Below are 26,670 nucleotides of genomic sequence, written 5' to 3'. Positions count from 1 at the left end.
TGCACCCTCGCAAACTTTTTCTAATCTGATTAAAACACAAAAGACCCGTAAGAGGGCACTTTTTTCAAAGTGTCTATCTTACGGGTCACAGTTCAAAGGTACAACTCAAGTAATCTTTCTTTTAAATTAGTCATTATAGGAGATTTGCAACCAGTTGACTCTCTATAATACAAAATTTTATTTTTTATTAATTGCCACTGCGTTTTAAGATCCTCGTATTTTTTTTTAATAAACTATTTTGTTCGTTATTAATAATATTAAACCGATGCAATAACTCAATTAAGAGCAAGTTCCTTTTCTGCATATTAAACGGCATTTTACAAATATGATATAAATGTTCTTTGTGATGCGCAGCGTAAACGATATCTTCGGCGTAATCTGCGTAACAACCAATCGCATTAATACCATATTCATCATAGAAGATATCCTCATAATCTTGACGACAACCCTGACAAATAGAAGTTTAAGTTTTCAATAGTTGCCCCCCTTATGTTATTCAGCAAGAATTGCGATTGCTCGAATGGTTTGATTTTAAAAGCATGAAAAACTGTCTCATTCAGTTGAAGTTCGGCCTCCAAAGCTTGGTAAGACAACGCGAAATCAGAATAAGATAGATGATATTCTTGTAAATGACCAAGTTGAACGCAATCCTCCAATAACAAAAAAGAATTTACTTTTTCATCATATCCGTAGATTAAAGTAGGATGGACTAAATGTTTTTTGTTATACTCAATACCGCCAGAAAAATAAAAACGATCCAGCTCGATAGATATATAATACCCTTGATTCAATTTTTGTTTTATCTTATTGAATATTTCAATTTGTGAGTCCACCTGTAACACATTGAATTCAAAAAAATCCTGGAGATCTGGCAAAAGATACTGTACCTGCAATGTAAGCCATCCTTCATGCATGTAAAGCTTAAAGTCTTCTTCACTTGCTACTTCTGGAATTAACATTCGCTTGGCATAATAAGCTTTTGAAAAGCAAGGCAAATAGGTCCATTCTTCGTTATGTGCGCTCAAAACACTTAACATGTTATTTGAAACACAATCTATCCATAATTCGTTGTATGGTTTAATAGGTAATTCCATTTTTTTTTTTTTATTTTTATCCCCGTTCCTTTGTGACATCTTCGAAACTATAGTGCAAATCATGGAGTGTTCGATACTTTCCATTTAACTTCATTAGTTCGTCGTGAGTCCCATCCTCAGAAATTCGGCCATCCTCCATGACGATAATGCGATCTGCTAAAGGAATTAGATTCAAACGATGGGTAATCAGTATTGCAGCTTTGTTTTGCAAGAAATTCTCCAAGGCATCTATTATGATTTGTTCTTTCCCTGAGTCTAATGCCGATGTGGGTTCGTCCATAATTACCAATGGACTATCCTGATGAATAAATGCCCTCGCCAAGCCTAAACGCTGTTTCTGCCCACCAGAGAAATTGTCTCCCTTCTCACTTAAGAAAGTTTCATAAGACAGAGGCAAACGTTCAATATCTTCATTCACTCCCGCCATAGAGGCTGCATGACGAATATCCAGTTCCGTGGCCCCGTCCATAGCTAATTTAATATTCTCGCCTACTGTACCTGTGAACAAGAATATTGATTGACTAACGTATACGGACTTATTGATTGCTGATCTGAATTCGCCACTAGTAGGTTGGTAAAGTCCAGAGCATATTTTCGAAAATGTCGATTTACCCGAACCGCTACTTCCTATAACAATAACTTTTTCTCTTTTTTTCAACTCAAAATTGATATGTTCTAGAATCGTTTGTTCACTATTTTGAGGCTGATAAGAGACATCTCTCATAAAGATTATCGTATCTTCATGAATTGGTTTCCTATCATCCGAGTGAACGGTTTCGTTCTCATTTGTGCTTCTTTTTGTATTTAAAAACTTATTAATGCGTTGAAAGGCTCCTACTCCTTCTTGTAAACGACTATACTGATCAGACAACCCGATTACGGGCCATATCACTAATTCAAATAGAACGCTGAATGTCACTATGGCTCCTGGCGTTAACGTATTTCTGGAAGCCGCAATAGCTATAAAGATCAGAGCGGTTACATACACGAGCTGAAAACTTCTTTCCGTAAAAATCCGACTCATTGCGTTGGACATGGCAAGCTTCGTTTGGGATTGGTTAAGTGTTCCTCTTTGTTCCATAAACTGTTTGAGGTAAAGAGATTTTGCACCATACATTCTGATGACTGGCAAACCTTGAATAAATTCTTGTGATGTTTCTCTTAACTTTGTTTCATCTTCCTGTACACGACTAGCCTGATATCGAATCCTCCGATCAAATATACGACCAATCAGAAAAAGAACCGGGGAACCCACTGCCCCCAACAATGCCAATACCAGATCAATCCGAATCAAGTAAACAAAAGATAAGATAATGAGCAACAACACGGTGATAAATTCAATTATAGCTTCAATAATTTGCGAACCATGTTCAATATCCTCTTTTAAGCGTGAAGTGAGCTCGCCAGAATGATATTTCTTTATTTCTTCATAAGGCATATGATTTAGTACTGCAAACAACTTCAACGTTAAATCACGATGGACATAGCCCAAAATTTTGACAATAATATGACGATGCACAGCCAATAATAGGATACCTGCAACTAATAAAGCGACCACAATTTGAACAAGATAAAATAAGTGCTCTTTAGTACTGCTGGTTGCCGTGTCGATAAATAATCCCTGGATTTTCGCAACGCCTAATTCAAAAATGACATCAACTAACATTAAAAAAGGAAGAAACACAAGCAAAATTCCGTATTTCTTAGTGTAAGACCATATAAGAGATACGGTCTGTCGTGTGCTAAAACGAAGTTCCAAGTACCTTCCCCCTCATAAAACCTTGCTCTGTATAAGTTGATAATACTTCCCTTTATTATTCATCAGTTCTTCATGGCTCCCCATTTCTTCAATAGTTCCTTCGTTCATGTAGACAATTTTGTTCGCAGAGCGTATTGTATCCAAATTATGAGCTATGACAATCGTTGTACAGCTTTGAACTAAACGATCCAGTGATTCCCTGAACTTTATTCCATTTTCAAGGTCTAATGCGGAAGTCGGTTCATCCAATAACAGGATAGGTGATTTCCGTAAATATACCCTTGCAAGTGCAAGCCGCTGAACCTCTCCTCCAGATAGCTGAACTCCACGCTCTCCAATACATGTCTCATAACCTTGAGGGAGCATTGAAATTCGATCATGCAAATGTGCAAGCTTCGCTGCATTCTCCACTTCGGTCATAGATATATCGCTTAGTCCAAAGCAGATATTCTCTCTAACAGAACCACTAAAAACGATTGCATCCTGGGAGACATAACCCAGACTAGATCTCCATTCGTTAAGATTCATATCTGTTATGGACACTTGACCACTTTTTATTACGCCTTCTGAAGGAGTATACAGTCGTAACATTAACTTCATCAAAGTCGATTTTCCTGCTCCACTTGGTCCGACAATGGCCAGCATCTGACCTGCTTCTATTTGAAAAGATATATTCTTCACCCCATTATTTCCGTTCGAATAACGATAACCTACGTTACTAAACATAATAGAATGGGAAGTTTGAGAAACGGAGCTCGAATTTCCAGTGAAAGTTTTATTATTTTCCTCTGGCAGATCACTAATGGTGAAAACTCGCTGTGCTTGTGTAATAGATTGAATCATCTCAGTCCACAAACTGGATATGGACAATAGAGGATTGATAAGTTGACCGCTGGTGACCACAAATGTAGCTAATGTCCCTGCAAGTAACTCCCCTTGAATGACTTGATACCCACCGAAACCCAACGTGAAAATCATACCACCAAAGGTAGCAAATCGATTCAGAGAATCGACAGATCTCTCGTACAAGGAGATTTTAAGGGTCCGCATTAGAACCTTGTTTAGCCTGCCTTCTAGTACATTTTGAAAATAATTTTGCAATTGATATGTCCGAACTGCTTCAACTCCCTGAACCGCTTCCTGCAAAACTACATCTCTTTGAGCAATCTCATCACCCTGATGGTCGTAATTCTTTCGCAGAACACGTGAAATGGGATACGTGATGATCGGGTAGAGTAAAGTAAAGCCAATCAATCCAATCGTCAGTGGAAGGTTAAGCCAACTGAAATAGGCTAAGCTTAAAATTACTTGTAAGCCATTTTGGAAAAACACCAGAAGTTTTTCATTTACACCTGATTGAGCTTTATCGACAGAATGAAGTAGTCTACCCACAAGATCGCTACTATGATAGCCTTCTAAGGATTCATGCTGTTTACCGTGCAATTGATTCAGGACACTATGTTGCATAGCGGTTACAGATTTATTTTTCACTCGAATCATGACTCTGCCCTGTAAAAGACCTAACAAAACTTGTACAATTGTTGCACCTATCGCCAAAATGGCACCCATATAAACGCTATCAAGGGATTTTGTAGTTGCACCTGATATGATTCTACGGATAGATTCAAGGTATCCTATGTTAACAAAGGCTAAACATGAGATGATAAGCAATAAACAGAGGTAATGAAAAACATAGGCTTTAGAATGTTTGATTAGTCTGACAAACGTTTTACGTGTCGAATACACGGCTGTCTTTCCCATCTCGGCTCCTCTAGTTCGTATCTTCACTTTTGGATTGTTGTTCAATATACTCTAAGATTTCTCTAATGGTTGGAAAGTAACTTAAGTCTAATTTGGTTTCTTCGAATTGAATATCAAATTCATTTTCGATGAGAATTACAAGCTTAATAAAACTGATTGAATTTACTCCTGCCTCGATCAAGTTAGTATCCATGGAAAATTCAATATCTGCCTCCGGAAATTCTTTTTGGATCACATTTAAAAAACGTTGCTCTATGTTCTTCATATTTATTCACTCCCTGTACATGATAAGTTATTCGTTTCAACTGAGATTTGCTGGAGAACTGACTGCTCATCTTCATGAATGAAGAAGTGACCACCTCGAAAAACCTTAACATCCGTGCAAGGAAGAGTAGTAAAATGTTGCCATTCCATCACCGACTTCAGGTCACAAGGTGCATCCCGCTCTCCAATATACACCGACAATGGAATATTAAGAGGATCTGTTGGTATATGCTGATAGTTGTCAACTATATGGAAATCATTGCGGATAATGGGTAAAAACAAACGAAGGAGCTCTGGTTCCTCAAGCAACATTTCCGAAGTGCCTCCCAAACCCCTTAGTGTTTCTATTAGTTGATCGTCGTCCATATCCTTGACTTTTTCTTGCCTGGAAGTCCCGAATTTACCTGGTGGTAAACATCCTGATATGATGATGCGAGTTGGTGGAGGATCCCCATTTATTTGAATTTTTCTAGAAACTTCGTAAGCCAACATTCCTCCCAAACTATGGCCGAATATAATATAAGGTGTATCTATATCCCCTCTCTTTAATTGACTTAACAAATCTTGCGCACCTTCATTAATATTGGAATACAGTGGTTCGTTTAGACGGCTTCCGTGACCACTCATTTCCAGCGGAATAACCTTTATACTACTCTCTAATTCCTTTTTCCACTTATAATAAATAGAGGAGCTTCCACCGGCATAAGGAATGCAAAATAATACTGGTTTCATTTCAGTATTCATTGATGTGCTCCCATCCATTAATTTTAATCAGTCTCTTCTCCATTTCCACGATTCTGTTTAAGATGTCTTTGGAAGCCATCAATTGATTGGGAGAGTACATATCGGAAAAATATAATTTACCCCAAATTGCCCGGATATTCTTCCATGCGTCCAATATTTCTCCTATTCTCTGAAGCCGATCTGGTTTACTATCAAAATAAAAGTACCTCGCACACTCTACTTGTTTGGCTGCAACAATGCGATTAAATCCTAGAAATATGGACTCGGCATATGCCTGTATCTCACCTTCTTCTAGACATTTTTCGCCAAACCAAGCCGAATATTGTTCCAGTTGTTTGATACCCTCTGTGTACTTAGCGCGATGTTTAAATATGTTGTATTCATATGTTTCGATCCAATCAGAGACAAAAGGATCTTGCTTCAATTCAAACCTATAGGTGGAAATAAGATTCTCATCCGCATGATCCAGTTGAAAAAAAGCATCGTAGCTTTCTTTAAGACTGGAATAAGAAATCCATTTCAATCCATAATTTAGGGATTCTTTGTTGGAGTGTTCCATAATAGCAAACTGCTTCGTATCATCGTTGTAACCCACAATCAATAACGTGTGGGCCCAATGTTCCTTGTGATACATATCCAATCGAATATCTTCATAAAAACAATCGACCCATATAATAATAGGTTTATTCTGATGTATTGAACTGACAAGGTATTCTATAATATTTTCTTGTCGCCGGCTTGTGCAGACTTCATAGTTTTCTTCCTTAAATATTAATTCCGGATCTCGAAAAGGATAATATGTCATATCCAGCATGCCAGGCACTTCTTCGTCTTGACTATAAAACATAATATCATTAGAAATATGTGGATAGATGCTTCTATCCATCCATTCCAGCACGGAGAAAAGGGCGTTATAAAAACAGCTTTTGTAAAAAAATTGGTTGAACGGCTTAATCTCCTGAATGATTTTTAATGCCATGTACTTCCTCTCCCGCCTCTTTTCTTTCCACATATTCCGCTTCTACATACCGAGCAATATCAGAGAGGCGAGAATTTTCAAAAATAACTTCCAGTGTTAAATCCACCTCGTATTTTTCGTATACTTTAGCAATCATATTCATAATATTGATAGAGTTTCCGCCTAAATGTAAAAAGTGATGCTCTCTTCCAATGAATTCAACCCCCAAAATTTCCGTCCAGATCTCGGAGATTTCTTGTTCAAAGCGACCGACTGGCGAAACATATTCAACCATCTCAGGCTCAGGCAAAGCTGAATACTCAATCTTTCCATTCGCGTTAATAGGGAATTTAGAAAGCTCAATAAAGTACGAAGGAATCATTGGTTCTAATAAATGGTTCTCAACTTTTCGGATATAGGTTTCGTATGGATACACAGGTTCGTAATTTGCTTTAATTTCCGTATTCGGAATAACGTAAGCAATGAGAACTAACTCCTCGGAAGGTGCTTCTTTCACTATAACAGCGACGTCTTTCACAAGACCGGAAGCCATGATCACTCGCTCAACCTCAGCTAATTCAACCCGATGTCCTCTAATTTTGACCTGTCTATCTTTTCGCCCTAAAAACTCAATATTCCCGTCGGGTAATGCTCTTCCAATATCTCCAGTTTTGTAAACCAAATCGTTGTCGCGCTCTGAAAAAGGATTCTGTATAAATTTTTCGCGATTGAGACCTTCCTCATGGAGATACCCTAAACTTCGATACGGAGTACGTATAATAATTTCACCTTTTGTTCCAACTGGACACATCTGCAAATCATCATTCAATATAATGACACGAGTTCCGGATATAGGTTGACCGATGGGCATACTAGCTCGATACACATCTTGGGGTTTGATTCTATAAAACAATTTAGCCAACGTCGTTTCAGTAGGTCCATACAGATTAACAAGCTGTACCCGATCTCCAATGGCCTCATACCAAGATTTCAGCTTTTGCGGAAGGATCTCTTCTCCTGCCAAAAAGATATATTCCAAACTCTTATAATGCTCTCGGTTGGGCTTGAAAGCAGTCATGTTCTTAAACAAACTTGGTGTACAATGAATTAACTGAACTCCTCTATTTTCTAGCCAATCCATTAACTGATTGGTGTTCAGAAGAGTCATCCTAGATTCGGGAATGCAGATTGTCCCGCCTGATAACAAGGGCACTAAAATATCTCTAAGGAATGGATCATGACTTGGAGAAGTGAGTTGACTCACCTTTTTTCTATATAACTCGAATTCACTAGTTTCCCACTCTACATAATGAGTGAGCCCTTTGTTTCTACCGAGTATGGCATGGGGAGTTCCGCTTGTTCCCGATGTGTAGTAAATATATATTGCATCATCCTCATCATATTCAACGGATTCCATTGGTTCGGAAAATAACAAATCGTCCAATTGCTTTCGATCTAGCGTTAGAACCTTAAGCCCAGCTTGCTCTAGTGAAACAAGTCCAGGCATAGAATCTGTAATGACCAATTTCAAATCGGAGGCGACCGCCATCGACAACAATCTTTGGTCTGGATAGTCTGCATCAAGCGGCACAAATACACAACCGGCTTGCCAGATTCCAAGCATAGATGCAATTACCATATAACGATCCTGGAAGCACACACCAACAAATGTGCCCTTCTCAACATTGTTCACGTGCAGCCACTGTGTGATTCGATTCATGTCCTTATATAACTCTGAATACGTGATATGACGACTTAAATATTCCACCGCACAGTAGTCCTTATATTGTGCGAAACTTTCTGATATTCTGTTCTGAATCGTATTCCGAACCTTGTCATCCAATCCATTCACCCATTTCTTTTATAAATCAGGCATATCAAACACATCTAAAAATACACAAAAAGTAATTATAATGATAAGTATGTCACTTTCGTAAGGGAGGTTTAATCTGAAATCATTACGACTATACTGCTCCACCAATTCATGCACAAAATCTGGATTGAAGTAGCCTTGCTTCTTTAATCGCTCTTTAGAGAGGAGGTTAATCAAATACTCGTCTGCCTCTCTAATTAAGTCGGGACTTCCGGGAGCGACAAAAGCGAATTTCGGCCGTTTGATAATCTCGTTAGGAACCATACTTCGTGCTATTTCTTTGAGAATATATTTTTCATTAAACCCTTTAAGCTTTAAGTGGGGTGGCAATTTTCGGGAGACAAATTCCATCAACTTATAATCCAGAAAAGGGTAACGCGCTTCAACCGAATGCGCATATGCCATGCGATCGCCATGACCTGCCAATAGATGTTCCGGTAGTCTCAATTTGAAATCAATGTAGGAACGTTTATGCAGCAAGTGGATATCCGCAATCTTCTCTTTAGAGATTACAGGATACCGGAGACAATCTATGGATTCAATGTCAGGAAGTATTTTCTCCCCATATAGCCTTAACTTCAATTGTCTCAGTTGACTATAGTCCCGTTCATAGAAAAAGCTGCCATCCCCCCATAACCTTTCTCGTATGGCAACCTCCTCTTCAGCGATGGACTGAGTCCCCTTTTTGGCGTTAAATTGATCAAACCGATAGCCTACATAGCCTGCAAAAAGCTCATCTGCTCCCTCACCGGTTAAGACCGCTTTAATACCTTCACGGTTCACCAGCTTGGACAGCATATAGGACGCTGTATTATAACTCTCCTTAAGTGCTGTTTCCGAATGCCAAACCACACTTTTCAAATGTTCAGTGATATCACGAATATCGAATTCGTGTTGGAAATGTTCCGATTTAATCTCATCGACAACTAACTTCTGATAGATAGACTCATTCATACTTTTATCAGCAAATGTAACGGAGAATGACTTCCTTGCCGATGGTGAAAGTTGAGAAGCTTTCAAAGCAATCATGGAAGAATCCAACCCCCCACTGACATAAAGTCCTACCGGGAAGTCAGCCGTTAGCCGAGTTCCAACAGCCTCGGAAAAAATATGGTCCAGTTCTTCAATGTAATCCTGCTCCTCGCACAATGAATCTTCTATTTCGTGCGACTTGGGATAAACGAGATCCCAATATTGAACCTTCTCCATGCGGTTACCAGTAATATGTAAATAGTGTCCGCTTTCCAAGCTGGAAATTCCATGAAATAATGTTCTGGGAGCTATAATACTGGGAAAAGTCAGTAATTGATCTAAAGCAACCAAGTCTACTTTTCTTTCCACAGATGGATGATGGAGGATGGATTTGATCTCCGATCCAAAAATAAAGTCATCGTTATTCACCGCGTAGAACACAGGGCATATTCCTGCCTGATCCCGAATCAAATACATCTCTTCTCGAACTGAATCATATAATGCAATAGCAAATTGCCCGTTTATATATTGCATAAACTTCATACCATATTTTTCATATAGATGAGGAATGATTTCCATATCACATTTTGTGTGTAAAACGTGCCCCTCAGATTGTAAGGAGCTTTTCAAGCTCTCATAGTTAAAAATTTCACCATTGCATATAGCAATAACTGTGCCGTCTTCATTAGAGAACGGTTGCTGACCATGTTCCCAATCCATCAAACTAAGGCGAGTGAATCCAAAAGCAACTCGATTCCCAATATATTTAGAATGATCGTCAGGGCCCCGATGATGAAGAACTTGCGTCATTTGTTCCAACGTACCTGGAACGATGACTTGTTCTTTAAAACGCATGTTATATACTCCACATATTCCGCACATATGACCCTCCACACATTCTTGCATAGTTTCTTCGATGAGACTTCCACATCAATGAGAACGATTCAATCAGAAGTGAATTCTAATCCAATGTAGCTGCTTATGACCCATCACTAGGTCAGATCGTCATTAAAATTGATCATGGTCTGTTTACTTTTCTCACTTCCCGTTAGCTCAAGCTCAACAATGCGTTGATCCATATTTCCGCATGTTTGATCTATTAAGAAAATATAATCATCTAACCATGCTTTCACAGTAGCTTCGTGATATAACTCTGTGCTGTAATCAAATACAATCGTCATCTGCTCATCTTGTTCATAGATTTCCATTTTGAAATCAAATTTAGCAGTATCATTGACAAAAGGTTTGCTTATAAAAGATAAATCGTCGATATCTCCAATGCTAGACTTATTGTTTTGCATGATGAACATCGTATCGAATAGCGGGTTTCGATTTAATGGAGTAGAGTAATCAAGCTCTTCAACCAAGAGTTCAAAAGGGTAACTCTGATTATTGAGTGCATCATGAACTGTTTTACGAATAGATTGCAAAAACACCCTAAATGTATTCTCTTTATTTATTTTCATTCGAAGTGCTAGCGTGTTAACGAACATTCCAACAATTCTATCCCACTCACTACGGGATCGCCCCGAAGTCGGTGTACCTACAACCAAGTCTTCTTGCCCTGCATACTTGTGTAATAACAATACATATATTGAGAGCAACACAGTATACGAGGTCGTTTGCTCCTCATGGGCAATGTCCTTAATTTTTCTAATTAAAGAGGTGGGTATATCCATTCGTAAATCCTGCCCGGTACCCTTTCTTACATTCGGACGGCTAAAGTCTGTGGGCATATCAAGAAGAGGGACTCCGTCCTTGAATTGTCCTCTCCAAAACTGCTGTTGTTTCCTTAGCGTCTGTTTTCCTTCTTCACCTTTCTGCCAGTTTATATAATCCTCATAGGTATACCTGCTAGATTCAATCGGATGACCATGATATAAATCAACAAAATCCTCCATTAGAATATTCATAGAAACACCGTCTGATACAAGGTGATGTACATCGAAAAAGAGGCAATGATGTGTCTCCGCACATTTTACTATAGCCACTCGAAACAAAAAATCGCTCGTAATATCAAATGGACGTACAAAATTTCTATATAATGACTCCATGGTCGATTGGGGTTCCAAATGTAAGTATTCAATGACCAAATCGTGTTTTTCGATCCTTTGCATAGCCATATCATTAATATAGTGGAACGATGCATGTAGTTGGCTGTGTCGAAGAACCAGTTCTTGAAGAGAGCGCTCCACTCTCTCTACATCCAAGGTCCCATAAATGTCCAGGGAGCCAGGCATATTGTAGCTTGTATTGATCTTTGTTCTTTGAAGGGCGTAGTATATCCCTCTCTGTGCATACGTAAGAGGTATAAATTCTTCTTTTTTATGGGTTCGATGAATATGGTCGAGGGATACCATCTGTTTCTTGTCCCATTGTGATTCTATATAACTTGCGAACTCGTAAAGTGTCGGACTGACTAATAATTGGCTAATTTCAAGATCTATATGAAGTTGGTCTCTTAATTTATTGATGATTTTCAAAGCAAATATAGAGTCTCCACCCAAATCGTAAAAATTTGCGTCTACATTGATTTCGCTGTATCCTAAGACCTCTTTCCAAATTTGGATCACCTTTTGTTGAATGGTATCGGCGTCTCCTGCATTGGAAGAATTATTCAGAGGAGATTGGTTTGTTACATCCAACCAACATCGAATTCTTTCAAATGGGTACACAGGCAATGATATTTTAGGCACCGGTTTCTCATACAGACTTTCAAGCTGAACCTGGTCACCTTGCAAGTAGCTATGCAAGAGCGTACTTACTGAGTCAGATAACGCTAACGGATGAAACAGTAACGGCGCTTCCGCCGCAGGATTAGTATAGTACACATGCTCTATCTTGTTGTTTTGCGGATTTAAGCGGATCGACTCCAATCTCTGGACAAGATCTTCATAATTATGGAACATAATTAATACTCGCTCCGCATACTGTCCCCTGCCCGTATTAATTGTATAACATAGCGCTTTCAAGTCAACATCTGGATTTAAAGACAAAAACAAAGCATAGGCGTTCATCAGTTCAACTAGTGTGCTGTAATTGTGAGCAGAAATAGTTAAAAACTCAAACGAGGTTTGACTTGTTTTTTCGATAATTGCACTCTTTTGTTCGTTCTCCACATACTCTTCAAGGACAAGATGACAATTCGTCCCGCTCATACCAAAGGCACTGATTCCACAACGCCGGATGCCGGAACCTGCTTCCCATAAAGAGAAATCCCGATTCACGTAGAATGGAGAATTAATAAAATCAATCAGTTCATTAGGAGAATCAAAGTGTAGAGAAGAAGGAATCGCTCTCCTTTTCAAAGACAACACACTTTTAATGACTCCTGCAATTCCGGCCGTTCCATCCAAATGACCAATATTAGATTTTAAAGATCCAATGGCGCAAAATTGTTTTTGATCTGTGAATCTTCTCATTGCTTTTGTCAAAGCTTCAACTTCAATAGGGTCTCCGATCTTTGTACCTGTCCCATGAGTTTCAATATAAGATAGGGTACTCGGATCGATTCGAGCATCTTTCCACGCTTTAATCAGCACTTCTTCCTGCGCTGTTACATTAGGCGTCGTTATTCCAGCGGATCTGCCATCTTGGTTTATTGCGCTTCCCTTGATAATCGCATAGATATGGTCACCGTCATTTTTAGCTGCAAGTAACGGCTTTAATATAAGGGCAGCTACTCCTTCCCCACTCACGGTTCCATCTGCCCCCTCCGCGAAAGCACGAACCCGGGACGTAGAGGATTCTATACCGATCTGGCTTTGACTTTCTGTCGGTAAAATACTCAGATTCACTCCGCCGCATATAGCGGCCGTACAATCCCCGTTTCTTATCGCTCGAACTGCAGTATGAATTGCAACTAGTGAAGATGAACAAGAGGTATCAATTACCATACTCGGTCCCTTCAAATCCAACACGTAGGAAATTCGGCTGGCGATGATCGCATTCAGGCTACCTGCGACATTTTCTAATTCAGGAGCGATATCCTGCACAAAATCTTGATATAGCCCTCCAGCGTTGCCGCTAAAACCGAGATACACTCCGGTTTCGCTTCCTCTCAACTTCCTTCCTCCATACCCCGCATCTTCTATAGCTCTCCATGCTACCTCCAGAAACAACCTTTGATTGGGGTCCATTGCTTTTGCTTCAGCTGGCGATAGTCCAAAAAAGGGATAATCGAACTTATCAATTTGATTTAAAAACCCAGCTTTTACATACTGGGGATTCTCGATGTTCTTATACTTTAAATAGTCGTCTACATCTTTCTTTCTGTATTCCGGCAACTCACCGATCAGATCTTTGCCTTCACGAAGATTTGCCCAGAATTCATCTAAGGAATCCGCGCCTGGGAAATATCCTTCCATCCCAATAATAGCAATGTCTTTATTATCCATTTTCTGAATGGTCATTTCATTGAGTGGGGCGTTAGATGGTTTTATATTAAGGTCAGTCAATTTGATCATCGTGGCTTCCTCCTCTGCTCGATGTTTAACCCTGGCTTTCTATTCTCAAGTTATATTTGCGATGGAGGGCATGGAGGATCGTTGTTTTACTCTCCAAAGGTATCTTCTTATTTTCAAGAATAGTTAAGAACAATAGACCCGCTCGATGGATTCGATCTTCAGCAGTTCCCCGTGCACTTGAAAAGCTGTATTTTATGGCCTCTAACTCTTTGTATGCTCGCACAACTGTCCGATCATATTCAGCTACATCTTTATTGTAATTCCGAGTACCAGCTGCAATAGACAATAGATGATTATAAATCTCTGATTCATCATTCTTTTGATAATTTTCGAAATCATCCACGCTCGATAGTGCATGTACGTTTACACCTTCGAAATATTGAAGCATCTTCTGAAAAATATTTTTAGGCGGCATACTCGTTAGGTGTGTAACACCATGCCTAATGGCCGTTTCCATCGATTTTGTCCATAACACAGGTTTGGTCAGTTGCATTTCCAAGTTTTCCACGATACAATCAGCGCCCGTATAAGCTTGACCCGTTACATTAGAGATAATTGTGCATCGTGGAGGGCTCCATTCTACTGTTCTTAAACGCCTTCCAAGAAGTTCTCCTGCCTCGTGCATCAACGGACTGTGAAAAGCACCGGAAACCTGAAGAGGAATTACCTTATAACCTCTCTCTTTCCATTTCGTCTCTGCACTCATAAGATCACTTCTCTTACCTGTCAGCACAATCTGATTATCCGAATTGTACGCCCCAATCCAAATCTGCATATCGTTTAAGCGTAAATCAGCGCACTCCTGTTCAATATGCTGCAAGTCTTTTACTTCGTACTCTAAGGCAAACATGGCTCCGTTCCCCGAGTCGGCTACTTCCTCCATGACTTGCGCGCGATAATGTACAACGCGAAGTAAGTCTTCGAACGATGCGGCTCCAGAAGATGCAAGTGCAGAATACTCTCCTAAACTATGGCCCCCCATAATTTCGGGGGCCAATTGATGCATGTTCTGAAGTTGACGGTATGCTGCGACACTTAACACAAAAATAGCAATTTGGGCATTTATTGTTCTCTTTAATTGTTCTGACGTTCCACTAAAACATAGATTAGACACTGAAAAATCCAGGATATCACTTGCTTCATCAAATGTCCTTTTTATAATGGGGTAATGGTCATAAAGGGCTCTCCCCATACCGGTAAACTGTGCTCCTTGACCGGGAAAAAGAATCATTGTTTTATGCATAATAGGGGTCCATCCCTCTCAATTCCAATTTGAGGAAATCGATGATATCACCTCGCGTGATGAACTCTTCCCATTTTTCTTCTGGCAAGACAACACCGAATTTTTGATAGATTTCAGATAGGAATGCAAACTTATGCCAAACTTCCTCACTATTCAGATTAAGTCTGTCATTCCAAGAAACGGCGTTTTCTCCCCAAACGTTGTACATGGCATTTTCCACAATTTTTTCAAGTTCAGAAAGTCCCTCTTGTTGAACGTGCTCTACTCTCCTGGATTCCATAGGCAAAAATTTCAACTCAGTTGGTTGACTATGTAGGAGCGGGATATATTGTTCAGCATGAGTTAGTTCCTTCTCATTATTAATGAATATATCCCACTCACCCACAGATTCGATACACTCGCTTTTGCTTTCAGTTTCCTTTGCTGGCTCTTCATTCTCCAAGTATTCGTCGTCCAGACCTTGTCCATATACACAAACGATATGGCTTACTTCATCGGGTATACGTGACACAGGTATCGTAATCACTCGCTCTCCTTCGTGCACTACCTCATGTTCCATCCAATCGTTATCTCGTATAAATTGTTGGATGGCCTTATTTTTATCTCCGTTAATCAATACAAGTTCAATTTTGGTTAGTTGCCGTTCCAAGCAAAACTTTTTCAACAAAGAGAATACTGCAACCTCAACACCTCTTCCAAGGACTCGGCAACTCAGCAAAAAGGTATCAATAATCAATGCTTCTTGCATCATTTTAGTAATGATTAACCCCGTAAGGCCGTATGATCCAAAACGGTCTGTAACTTCAATCGCCCAACAGACATAATTCCGATCTTGCATCAATCCATACATTTCCTTTTCCGACCTTCGGATAATGGTTGAGTTGAACTGATTGGTTCGTTGAGTCAATTGTGCCAGTCTTGGAATCATACTAGAGTCGGCCACATCCATATACAATTGGAGACCCAGTTCATTCATATAATCTTCCGGCGACTTTGCTTCCAATGTTTTCCGCTGTGCATTGGTCAGCTGCATTTGGGTGCGTTTTCGGTCTTCATTTGTAATTAACAACTTGTCTAATGCCCATACATGGGATAAAAATGTAGGAATTTGCATTTTATCTTTTGGCAGTTTTAGAGTCAAAACTTCAGGCAGTTGATTCATAACTTCTAAACACTCATGTGGACTATCATCTATGAAAATGATGCTGTCCATTCCTAGGTTCAACTCTTGGGCAATCTCGCGAATATTTTCTGCCTTGCTCTTCCAGTTAATCCTCCAACTTACGAAATGTTTTTTTTGCAGTAACATATCCTTATGGTTTTCGAACACATTCCACACATCTGATTCGTTATTTTTGCTGGCTATGCACAGGAGCATACCTTCTTCCATTTTGGAAATCATGGTCTGCTGAAGTGATTGGAACGGCTTATCTATTCCTACATTTGTCTGGTTTTCACCACATATACCTTCCCATAAGGTATTATCACAGTCCAGCACAATGACTTTGAATTTCTGATTATTCAAAGCGTGCAATTGTCTTATGAGATAAGCCCCCATTACTGCATCAAACGACTGGGAGAATGGCATCTGCGCCAGATTATCCTTGACATAATCGAACGGATTCTCAATGACATACAATTTTTGGCTACGTTCAAAATCCACAAGGTGAACACCGGAAATGCCACTTAGAGCATTTCTCCATCGTTGGTTCAACTCTGTAATATAGCTAAATAGCGTGTTACTTAAACCTGCTTCGGTGGATATAGGGAAGATGGCTACGATGAGCGCCTCCTTTTGGGAGGCACTCTCAATAGCATTTAATGTTTCTTTAAAGGCATACTCTAACTTTTCACATTTTTGTGGTTCCATCATGTGGTCATCGTCACGAATCCAATCCTCAAATCTATTAAAAACAACGCGATAATCGAATGAGTTCATGAACTGACTTCTAGGGTATAACAAATCAGGTAACATCCGCTGCTTATGGAGCGTAACGTTCAGTTTGAAAGGTAACATTCTTTCTGCCCACCATTCCATATGCGGCACAATAGGGTCCGATTCAAAAGTCGATGTAATCACTAATTTACGAGTGTTCTCTTCTGCAATTGTCAATATAACCCCTCCTCAAACTGTTGTGTTGTTAGAAACCTGGTCACAAACAGCCGATATCATAGCGACGTAGAGTTCGGTAATCTCTTGTATTGTTTGCTCACGTATTCTGGAGCTGCCGATAAATTGAATGGTTAGTCCTTCTTCATTTTCTTGTGCTAACAATGTAATATCGTATTTTTGATACAAGGAACTGGACGATTTCCATGTATATAAAATACTGGCTTCTCCATCTGGATAATGCATCTCAAAGTCATGTTTGTTTGACTTCGGATCATATCTTTTTTCATAGAGATAGCTCACCAATTCCTCCAAGCTTTCAAATTCAGGCAAGTGAACATCACAATGCACGATAGAATCTTCGGAAACCCCTAAATCAATGGAGATATTCTCCAATTGAGCATACTGATTCAGTGTATATACCCAAATAGCAAACGTAATATCTTGAATATCCACAGCCATGCCTTTAGCCATTTCATTCAAAATACTTACCTTCTCCTCAGCCAAAATCACCCGATACATTGCTCCATCCGATAATCCCATAGCGGCAAGGTCGCTTCCCAAAGTAACTCTGCTTGACTCATTGGTTCGGGACCCTTCCTTACCCGTAACTGTGTCATCCAGATATTGAGCCATTTCTCGAATGGTTGGATAAGTGAAATAATCCGTAATCGTCAACAATCCCGAGAATGCTTCATTTAGTCTGGCATGCAGCTGTATTAGCAGGAGCGAGTTACCACCAACCTCAAAGAAGTTGTCATGTCTGCTTATATGATGATGTTTTAATACAATGTTCCATGCATCAAACAAAACAGCCTCCGTTTGGTTCAACGACTCATTCTCCATTGGACGATCAATCAAACCCGTAAGATCCTCACGCAAGGACAACTCCAACTTATCAATCTTCCCATTAGCCGTTCGAGGGAATTCATTCAGGAATATCACATCTTCGGGTGTCATAAATGGTGGTAATTTCTGAGCAAGTTCTTTCTTTAATTGTGAATCTTCTATTGGCTCGCTCGCATCCATGATGACATAAAGAACAAGACGTTGGCTGTCATCGGTTTTCTTCATTACTGCAACAGCTTGTGTAACACAGTCCATCTGCATTGCACTGCGTTCAATCTCTTCAAGCTCAACCCGATATCCCCTGATTTTCACCTGATTGTCAGTTCTACCCCAATATTCCAGTGTACCATCTGATAACCATCTCCCCCGGTCACCCGAACGATACAATAATTGATTTGGCAATTCGGTTACATGAACAAAACGTTGACTCGTTTTTACATCGTCATTCAAATAACCTTTGGAAAGGCCCTTTCCTGTTATATACAGTTCTCCAGGTACTCCAATGGGTACTATTCTTTCATGGTTATCCAGAATATAAACTTCCATGTTATCGATAGGTTTTCCAATGCGAATTTGTGTATCTTCTGCCTTGAATTCATGAACTGTCGTACAAACACTGCATTCGGTTGGCCCATATTCATTAAACAACCTCACGTCAGGGAATAATGCAAAATGATTGTTTACGAGATGCGCATGAACTGATTCTCCAGCTACAGTTACCGATTTAAGATAATTGAAATCCGGCTTAGTTTCCAATATAGCGGCATACATACTAGGGACCATCAGAAAATGAGTAATTTTATGTCGCTCTGCAATTTTAGTTAGTGCTGTAACATCCAATCGATCCTTCGACGACATTAATGTCAACGTTGCTCCTGACAATAATGCACAGAAAATATCTTCTACAGAACTATCAAAGGATAAAGAAGGTACTTGAAGTGTATTATCACCTAACCCAAACGAATAATGGTTTATTCTCCATTTCAGCGTATTAAAAATGGCTGCATGGCTTACCTTGACTCCCTTTGGATTTCCTGTTGATCCAGAAGTATAGATGACATAGGCTAATGCTTCGGTGTCCGGATAACTTCCAGAAATAGTCTCCGATACATAATCGTATTCGATATCCTGCACGTTAAAGCGCTGTCCCTGAAAATCTGCAAGCATCTTTGTGCTGGTTTGATTATCCGTCATCAACACATCCGTCATGCTATCATCCAGCATGTATTGCAGACGTTGATCGGGATATTCGGGATCTAATGGCAAGTAAGCTGCTCCCGTTTGAAGCACCGCCAGAATCGAGATAATCATTTCTGGGGAACGCTCCATCATCACACCCACAATCGTCCCTGCTTCAGCTCCTTTTAAAGCAAGCGCTCCGGCCACCGTCTGAGTACGCCGATGTAATTCGGAATACGTAAGTTGAATGTCATCGTGAATTAATGCAACAGCCTCTGGCGTATGCTCACACTGCTGTTCAAACCAGTGATAGAGTGTTATGGGTTGGGTTTCCTTCCCGCTAGAACGAATATCCACATTCAAATGTCTCTTCTCATGATCTGCAAGCATATTTAAATGTGCTATAGGCGCATTGGGCTGTCTAATAACATCGCGCATTAAATTCATAAAATGCGTCGATAGACGTTTAATCGTTTGTTCTTCGAAAAGATCAGTACTGTATTCAAAACAGAACGAGATCTGTTCATTTTCCTCCCAAGCAAACAGTGTCAAATCAAATTTTGAACTTCCCATTTCTGGACTTACAGGTACAATTGTTATGGAGTCTTGAATTGCAAGGCCCCCATCATCATAATTTTGCAAAGCAAACATAACATCAAAAATGGGGTTACGCGAAGTGTCCCTCTCCACATGGAGACGTTCAACCAATTGTTCAAAAGGAACATCTTGATACTCTAACATCTGAATGGTATTTCTTTTGACTGCTTCTATCAGTTGTGTATAGGTCATTTCTCCTGTAAGTGCAAGACGAAGTACTGTCGTATTTACAAACATCCCTATAACACCTTCCAATTCCTGCTGCTTTCTTCCAGCTAGAGGTGTCCCTATTAAAATATCTTCTTGTTGAGTGTAGCGGTACAGGGTTGATCCAAAGAGGCTAATCAGTCCCATATATAATGTAATTCCGTTCTGTTTACACAACTGTGAAAATTGGGATGATACGGACGAATCTGCCTCGAATCGAAAAGTTGCTCCTTTGAAGCTTTTTACAATTGGCCTTGGAAAATCTGTCGGAAAAGCCAGAACAGGCAATTCTCCAGACAATTGTTCCAACCAATACTTCTCCTGTTGAGCATAGGTTTCCGTTTGTAAAAACGCTTCCTGCCATACGGAATAATCTCGATACTGAATCTTAAGTGGAGGAAGTTCATGTTTTGCATTGTAAAAACTCACAAAGTCACGGATAAAATACTCCATAGAAATACCATCAAAAATAATATGATGGAAATCAAATTTTATTTCATGGCGCTCCATTCCCAATCGGACCACTCTTGTTCTAAATAATGGCGCAACAGATAAATCGAAAGGTTGTTCATATTCAGAGATATCCGACGTTTTGCACCATTCCAAAAATGGTTTAACACGGTCTGGATCATGAACCATTTGTACCAAACCATCCTGTTCTGTAAAATGAAAACTGGTTCGTAAAATTTCGTGTCGTTCAATCATTTTTCTCAAGGCAGACTCGAACTTTTCTTTCTCTAAGTTACCCTCAATAACAAAGTTTTCAACGATGTTATAAACGGTTCCATTATTGAATTGTTGAAGAAAATATAATCTCACTTGTGCAGATGTCAACGGGTAATGACCTTGGTTCTCGACAGGTTTAATTGCTGGAATAACTGGTTTTTGGCGGCTCACAACAAGTTCCGATAACATCTCAATCGTTGGATTGGCAAAGAACGATTCCAAACTAATCTCAACTTCGAATTTCTTTTTGATTCTGGAGAGGAGCATGATTGCTTTAAGCGAGTGCCCACCTAGATCAAAGAAATTATCATTGATGCTTATCTCCGAAACATTTAATAAAGAAGTCCACATCTCAGATAATGCCGTTGTCAACGTATCCATACGTTCTGGATCAGATATATCTGTGCTTTCCTTCGTTTTAAGATTGGTAGAAATCTGTTTTTTGGCGAGAGCTTTACGATCCACTTTTCCATTTAAAGTGTACGGAATTTCATCCATAATATATATTTGGTCCGGTATCATGTACCGGGGTAAATACAATTGCAACTCTTCTTCGACGTTTTTCAAAACATCTGAAGAGTTTGATTGAGTCGGTACTACACAAGCTATTAATGCATATCCACCAATAGAATCATTCTCAACGAATACTACTGACTCCTTAATATTTGGGTTCTGATTCAAATAATGCTCCACTTCGCCTAGTTCAATCCGATATCCTCTTACTTTGACCTGGGTATCTATCCTACCCACATATGCAAGATTGCCATCCGGCATTAACTTGGCCAAATCCCCCGTTCTATACATCCATTCTCCGTTTTCAAATGGATTTGGAATGAAGCGCTCTCTTGTGAGTTCTTCTTGTCCAATATACCCCATCCCAACTCCCAATCCGGAGATATACAATTCTCCAATCACGCTTAAAGGACAAGGATTGAGATACTTATCCAAAACATAGACTTTTGTATTGTCCGCTGGCACACCTATAGAAACGAATGGTGAATTGTAATCAGACTCCAACTCACAGATCATGCAACCTACGGTTGTTTCGGTTGGACCATATTCGTTATATATTTTGATTGTACCCTTACCATATATCGACTCAATATCACGAGCTAGCTTGGTTTCCAGAGCTTCTCCCCCGACAATGAAACGTTTAATGCGATTGCCCTCAAGTTCCATTTCTTTCATTAGCCGCAGATGGGACGGAGTTAATTTGATAATATCGACCAAGTTATCCTGAATGATCCGTTTGAGAGACTCCTCGGGTGGATCGTTGTATACGACAATGCTATTTCCTGTGATCAATGGTGTAAATAAAGTGGTAATCGTCAAATCAAAAGCGATTGAAGAATATAAAGGGAAGGCGATATCCTTTTCTCCGCTTACATACACCTTGGCAGCCCATAAAGAATAATTCAACAATGACCGGTGACTAATCATTACGCCTTTGGGTTGTCCAGTAGAACCTGATGTATAAATGATGTACGCTGGTTCGAGAATGTTAATTTCGGGTATAGCATCACACTGAGTTTCCACGAAAGGTTCCAATTCTGAATTTACAATCAAGTTGAATTTGCACTCACCTACTAATTTCTCAACAGGTTTATCGCTAATTAATGCAAAACATTGACTATCTTCCAAAATGTAACTGATTCTCTCTTCAGGATACATTGGATCTATTGGTAAATAGGCTGCTCCCGTTTGAAGCACCGCCAAAATACTTGCAATCAATGAAGAGGATCTTTCCATCATGATGCCGACAATTTTCCCAGCACTAGCGCCCCTCATTACCAATTGATTGGTTAAAGCATCCGCTTGCTGCATCAGTTCCCTGTAATTCCACTTTTCATTTCCTTCTCGTATTGCAATTCGTTCAGGATTTATCCTTGCCTGCTCTCTAATCAGATGATGTATTGGTCTCTCGAATGATAATGAAACTTCGTTACGGTTCAATTCGTAGATTTGCCAATTTTGCTCATCTGTAGAAAGAAGGCTATATGTTTTGATACATTCATCAGGTTTTTGCGCAATACGATCTAAAAGTTCAATAAAATGATTGGCTAATCTCTCTATAGTGCTTTGAGCAAATAACTGCGTGTTATATTCAAAGCAAATTGTCATGCTATCTTGATGTTCTGTTAACTCCAATGAAAGATCCATCTTTGAAGTTTTATTTTCGAATGCTACAGGTTTGATCGTCATCTCTTCGACTACGGTATCAAAGTCTTCCTTAAACTGATGCATAATGACCATGGTATTAAATATAGGATTCTGATTGTTCATCCGATCAAATGAAATATTTTCTACCAGTTGGTGGAATGGATAGCTCTTATGCTCATATACATTCACCACGTTTTCCTTCACCTGATCTAGCAACTTCGAGAAGGTAACCTCGGGATCAACGTTTTGCCGAATAGGTATGGCATTAATCATCGGTCCCATAACCATATCCAGGTTGCTATCATCGCGTATAGATGAAGTTGTTCCTACGATAAATTCTTGATCTCCTGAATATTTGTTCAATAATACATAGTAAGCAGTAAGGATATTCATAAACATTGTGGTTTCATTTTTCTTGGAAAGCTGTTTAAGCATGTGTACGGTCTCGCCTTTAATCTCCTTGAAACATACGGAGCCTGTGAACGTTTGATGTTCGTTACGATCATAATCATAAGGTAAAGACAATTGGGGAAGAACTCCACCCATGTATTTCATCCAAAAATCCTTTAAAAGGAAGTATTCAGAGCTATTCGTATGCTCTTTCTCCCAGTATGCATAGTCTTTGTATTGGATCATTTTTTCCGGAACATCTGTGCCATTATATAATTCAAATATTTCCTGAACCAAAATCTGGGAGGTTCGTCCATCTGCGATAATATGGTGCATGTCAAACAGGACATAGAACCGATCTTTATCCAACTCGACCACAGTTACCTTGAATAGCGGAGCATTCGCCAAGTCGAAAGGCTTCACAAATGAATCAATGAAAGATTGAAGCTTATCATAGTTAAGCTGATGCCAGTCTAAACTGAATTTTGTACTATCCACGATACGTTGAACAGGTTCATAATCATGCACTTCAAACTTGGTTCGGAGTATTTCATTCTTCAGGATTAATCTTTCCAAAGCCATATCCAACCGCTGACGATCCAAAGCACCTTTTATTTCAATGATCCCTGGCATATTGTATGCCGTACTGTCAGGATGGGCTGAGTGTATAATGAATAGTCTCTCCTGGACCAGCGATAATGGATAGAACGCTGCCACAGGAGCCGGCGATATTGGGGTATTCATCTCCTTTTCGCTGTCATCAATAAACTTTGCCAAATGATACAGCTCAGGTGTCGCAAACAATTGTTTAATCGATACATTTTTCTGGAATTCTTTATATATTTGACCGCTCAATACAGCCGCACTTAGAGAATGTCCGCCCCGCTCAAAGAAGTGATCCTCTCTGCCTACTGTTTCGATTCCTAGTACATTCTTCCATATCGTTCCAAGTGCTTTCTCGGTATTTGTTATGAGTTCTGAATGCCCATTATCGGAAACTTCTGATTTCACCAACTGGTATAACGCCTTTTTATCCAACTTTCCATTGGCATTTGTGGGGAAAGACTCTAAAAATGTAAAGCTTTTAGGTTGCATATATGATGGAAGTTTTCCTTTAATTCCCTTTTCAAGCTCCATCAATGCAGAGTTATCTTTCATAACAAGGAACGCAAAAAGTTCCTCATTCTGATGTAATACCACCGCTTCTTTAACCTGGCTATGCTGTTGAAGAACCCATTCAATTTCGTTGAGTTCAACTCGATTACCCCGGACCTTGACTTGTGAATCTATGCGTTTAATAAATACAATGTTACCGTCAGCGAGCCACATCGCTAAATCACCGGTTTTGTACAATGTTTCACCTGATACAAATGGCGAAGGCATGAAGACCCTGTCAGATTCCGCAGGTTTTCCGATATACCCTTTAGCCAGTTTGTCTCCACTAAAGCAGAGTTCACCTATGACCCCAACAGGCAAAATTTCATTGTTAGGCCCAAGAATGTATGCACCAACGTTTTTTATAGGCTTACCTATAGGGATGGCGTTCCCCGGTAAGTCTGATGTCTCAACCACGTTATAAGCCGTTACCTCAATGCAGCATTCTGTTGGTCCATAACAATTAATAATGTTTGGCGCATTTTGTCTAAAATTTTCTCGAATCTCATGAACTAAAGATTCCTTTAAAGGCTCTCCCCCAATTAAAAGTAATTCTAAATGGGAATTCTGAAATAAATGAGGAGGACAAGACATTAATATGCGAATATGTGTAGGTGTACAATTCAACATATGAACTTCGTTATCCCCTAAGTATTCCATTAATAATCTACCGTCTCGTTGAGTTTCTTCAGATATGACTATGAGGGTATGTCCGTTAAACAAGCCATAGAATACAGCTTCCAAAAAAGCATCAAAAAAGTAAGGTGCAATCAAACCAATATGTTTAGGCTCTTCGTATGAAACAACATATTTACCATAAGCACTAGTGTGATGTATTAACATCTGATGTTCAAACAAAATGCCTTTCGGCTCTCCTGTAGTTCCAGATGTGTATATAATGCATGCACCTTGATGGACAGGAACAGAGGGGAATTCTTGATTTTTTTCATAAGCAAACTGTATTACATCCTCTATGATTAGGATCTTAGATTCAAATTGCTCCGTTTTGGAGACCATTTTTGCCGAGACAAGAGCCATTCTAGCCCCACTATCTTTATACATGTATTCCACTCTTCCTGCTGGAGATGACGGGTCAATGGGTAAGAAAACGCCACCCGCTTTAAGTATCCCCAACAAACTGGAAACGGTATTAACAGATCGTTCACAGATACAAGCAACTACCTCTCCTGGTCTCAAGCCTTGAGCCAGCAAAGCATAAGCGATATGATCTGAGCGTTCAGCCAGCTGTTCGTAAGTTAATGCTTCATCTGGATCTTGTACGGCTCTCCGCTGGGAAAACCTAAGAGTATACTTCTCAAACAACTTAGCTAGCGGTAATTCTGGTTCCTCCACTATTTTTCTTTCGTTGAACACATATGCTATTTGTGTATGTTCCTCCTGCGATAACATTGACAGTTCACTTATTCTGACGTCCGATGAACCTTTAAGTGAATTAAAAAGTAGTTGTTCATAATGACGCAACATCGCTCGCACTTGCTCTTCACTAAAATCGGCTTGATAAGCTGCGCTTATTGCCAATTCATCCAACGCGCTACTCATCCAAAGAACGATCGGATACTTTTGTGAGAGACTATCTATGCTGTTGCTTCCATGAAGAGGTTCATAGCCGATAATTACGTTGTACAGTGTGTCCATTGGCTGATTATTTTTTTCAACGAATGGAGGAATTGACGCATGTTCATACAAAGTATCAAGTTTACTTTTGGCCTCGATCAACATTTCTTTTAAACTAGTCTCGGCCTTCCATTCTTGAAAGTAAGGTAACGTCAGGCTCACTTGAGGGATTCTGTAATTAGATTTCATATTAGGAATACCAACGGCGGTACGTCTACTTCTTGTATACTGACCAAACATCGTATTCCATATGGTTAGAAGATAAGTAAATATTAATGAATCATTATGTTTACATTTTTGTTTCAAAAGCTCGACTGTCTGTTGATCCATTGTTCTTCGAACCAATCCTTGTCCTTCTGACAAGGCATACGGGTGTACTCGCATGGTTATATCCGTAGCTGGATATGATTCGTTCCCCAGCACGTTATCCCAAAACTGTTTTGCTTCATCTACGTTCTTTTCAGTAGGCACCATTATCACTCGCTTTCTCCCATTCTATTAGTCGTCGACAATCATATTGCCGACGAC

Annotated in this window: 12 protein-coding genes; all 12 read right to left on the bottom strand. The window is 39.6% G+C overall.

The window, feature by feature from the left end:
* Positions 1 to 428: 428 nt before the first annotated feature.
* The gene (locus tag CRO25_RS29345) at positions 429 to 1,094 is read right to left on the bottom strand and encodes a hypothetical protein (protein ID WP_143806614.1); all 666 of its coding nucleotides are present in this window, start codon (positions 1,092 to 1,094) and stop codon (positions 429 to 431) included.
* 16 nt (positions 1,095 to 1,110) lie between these two features.
* A complete protein-coding gene (locus tag CRO25_RS29340) occupies positions 1,111 to 2,853 on the bottom strand; it encodes an ABC transporter ATP-binding protein (protein ID WP_079697395.1) in 1,743 nt (580 codons plus the stop codon).
* A gap of 12 nt (positions 2,854 to 2,865) precedes the next feature.
* Entirely contained in the window at positions 2,866 to 4,614 is a 1,749-nt protein-coding gene (locus CRO25_RS29335; protein ID WP_079697394.1) for an ABC transporter ATP-binding protein, read from the bottom strand.
* 10 nt (positions 4,615 to 4,624) lie between these two features.
* Entirely contained in the window at positions 4,625 to 4,879 is a 255-nt protein-coding gene (locus CRO25_RS29330) for an acyl carrier protein (RefSeq protein ID WP_079697393.1), read from the bottom strand.
* A gap of 2 nt (positions 4,880 to 4,881) precedes the next feature.
* Positions 4,882 to 5,622 carry a thioesterase II family protein gene (locus CRO25_RS29325; protein WP_179132297.1) on the bottom strand — a complete coding sequence of 247 codons (741 nt, stop codon included), beginning with the start codon at positions 5,620 to 5,622 and terminating at the stop codon, positions 4,882 to 4,884.
* A complete protein-coding gene (locus CRO25_RS29320) occupies positions 5,612 to 6,601 on the bottom strand; it encodes a C39 family peptidase (protein ID WP_079697391.1) in 990 nt (329 codons plus the stop codon). Before CRO25_RS29320 ends, CRO25_RS29325 begins: the two co-directional genes overlap by 11 nt.
* On the bottom strand, positions 6,573 to 8,432 hold the full coding sequence (locus CRO25_RS29315; protein WP_079697390.1) for a non-ribosomal peptide synthetase: 1,860 nt from the start codon (positions 8,430 to 8,432) through the stop codon (positions 6,573 to 6,575). Before CRO25_RS29315 ends, CRO25_RS29320 begins: the two co-directional genes overlap by 29 nt.
* A gap of 9 nt (positions 8,433 to 8,441) precedes the next feature.
* Entirely contained in the window at positions 8,442 to 10,307 is a 1,866-nt protein-coding gene (asnB, locus tag CRO25_RS29310) for an asparagine synthase (glutamine-hydrolyzing) (RefSeq protein WP_079697389.1), read from the bottom strand.
* A 110-nt stretch (positions 10,308 to 10,417) separates the two neighbouring features.
* Positions 10,418 to 13,891: a condensation domain-containing protein gene (locus CRO25_RS29305; RefSeq protein ID WP_079697388.1), complete on the bottom strand. Its 3,474-nt coding sequence runs from the start codon at positions 13,889 to 13,891 to the stop codon at positions 10,418 to 10,420.
* 25 nt (positions 13,892 to 13,916) lie between these two features.
* Entirely contained in the window at positions 13,917 to 15,134 is a 1,218-nt protein-coding gene (locus CRO25_RS29300; protein WP_079697387.1) for an ACP S-malonyltransferase, read from the bottom strand.
* Positions 15,127 to 17,247, bottom strand: a complete 2,121-nt coding sequence (locus CRO25_RS29295; RefSeq protein ID WP_079697386.1) for an HAD family hydrolase — start codon at positions 17,245 to 17,247, stop codon at positions 15,127 to 15,129. Before CRO25_RS29295 ends, CRO25_RS29300 begins: the two co-directional genes overlap by 8 nt.
* A 12-nt stretch (positions 17,248 to 17,259) precedes the next feature.
* On the bottom strand, positions 17,260 to 26,616 hold the full coding sequence (locus CRO25_RS29290) for a non-ribosomal peptide synthetase (protein WP_079697385.1): 9,357 nt from the start codon (positions 26,614 to 26,616) through the stop codon (positions 17,260 to 17,262).
* Positions 26,617 to 26,670 lie beyond the last annotated feature (54 nt).

The sequence above is a fragment of the Paenibacillus sp. RU5M genome (genome assembly GCF_900221055.1).
Taxonomy (GTDB): Bacteria; Bacillota; Bacilli; order Paenibacillales; family Paenibacillaceae; genus Paenibacillus; species Paenibacillus marchantiae.
Note: the sequence above shows the minus strand (reverse complement) of the source record. Positions and strands in the feature narration are given on the sequence as shown.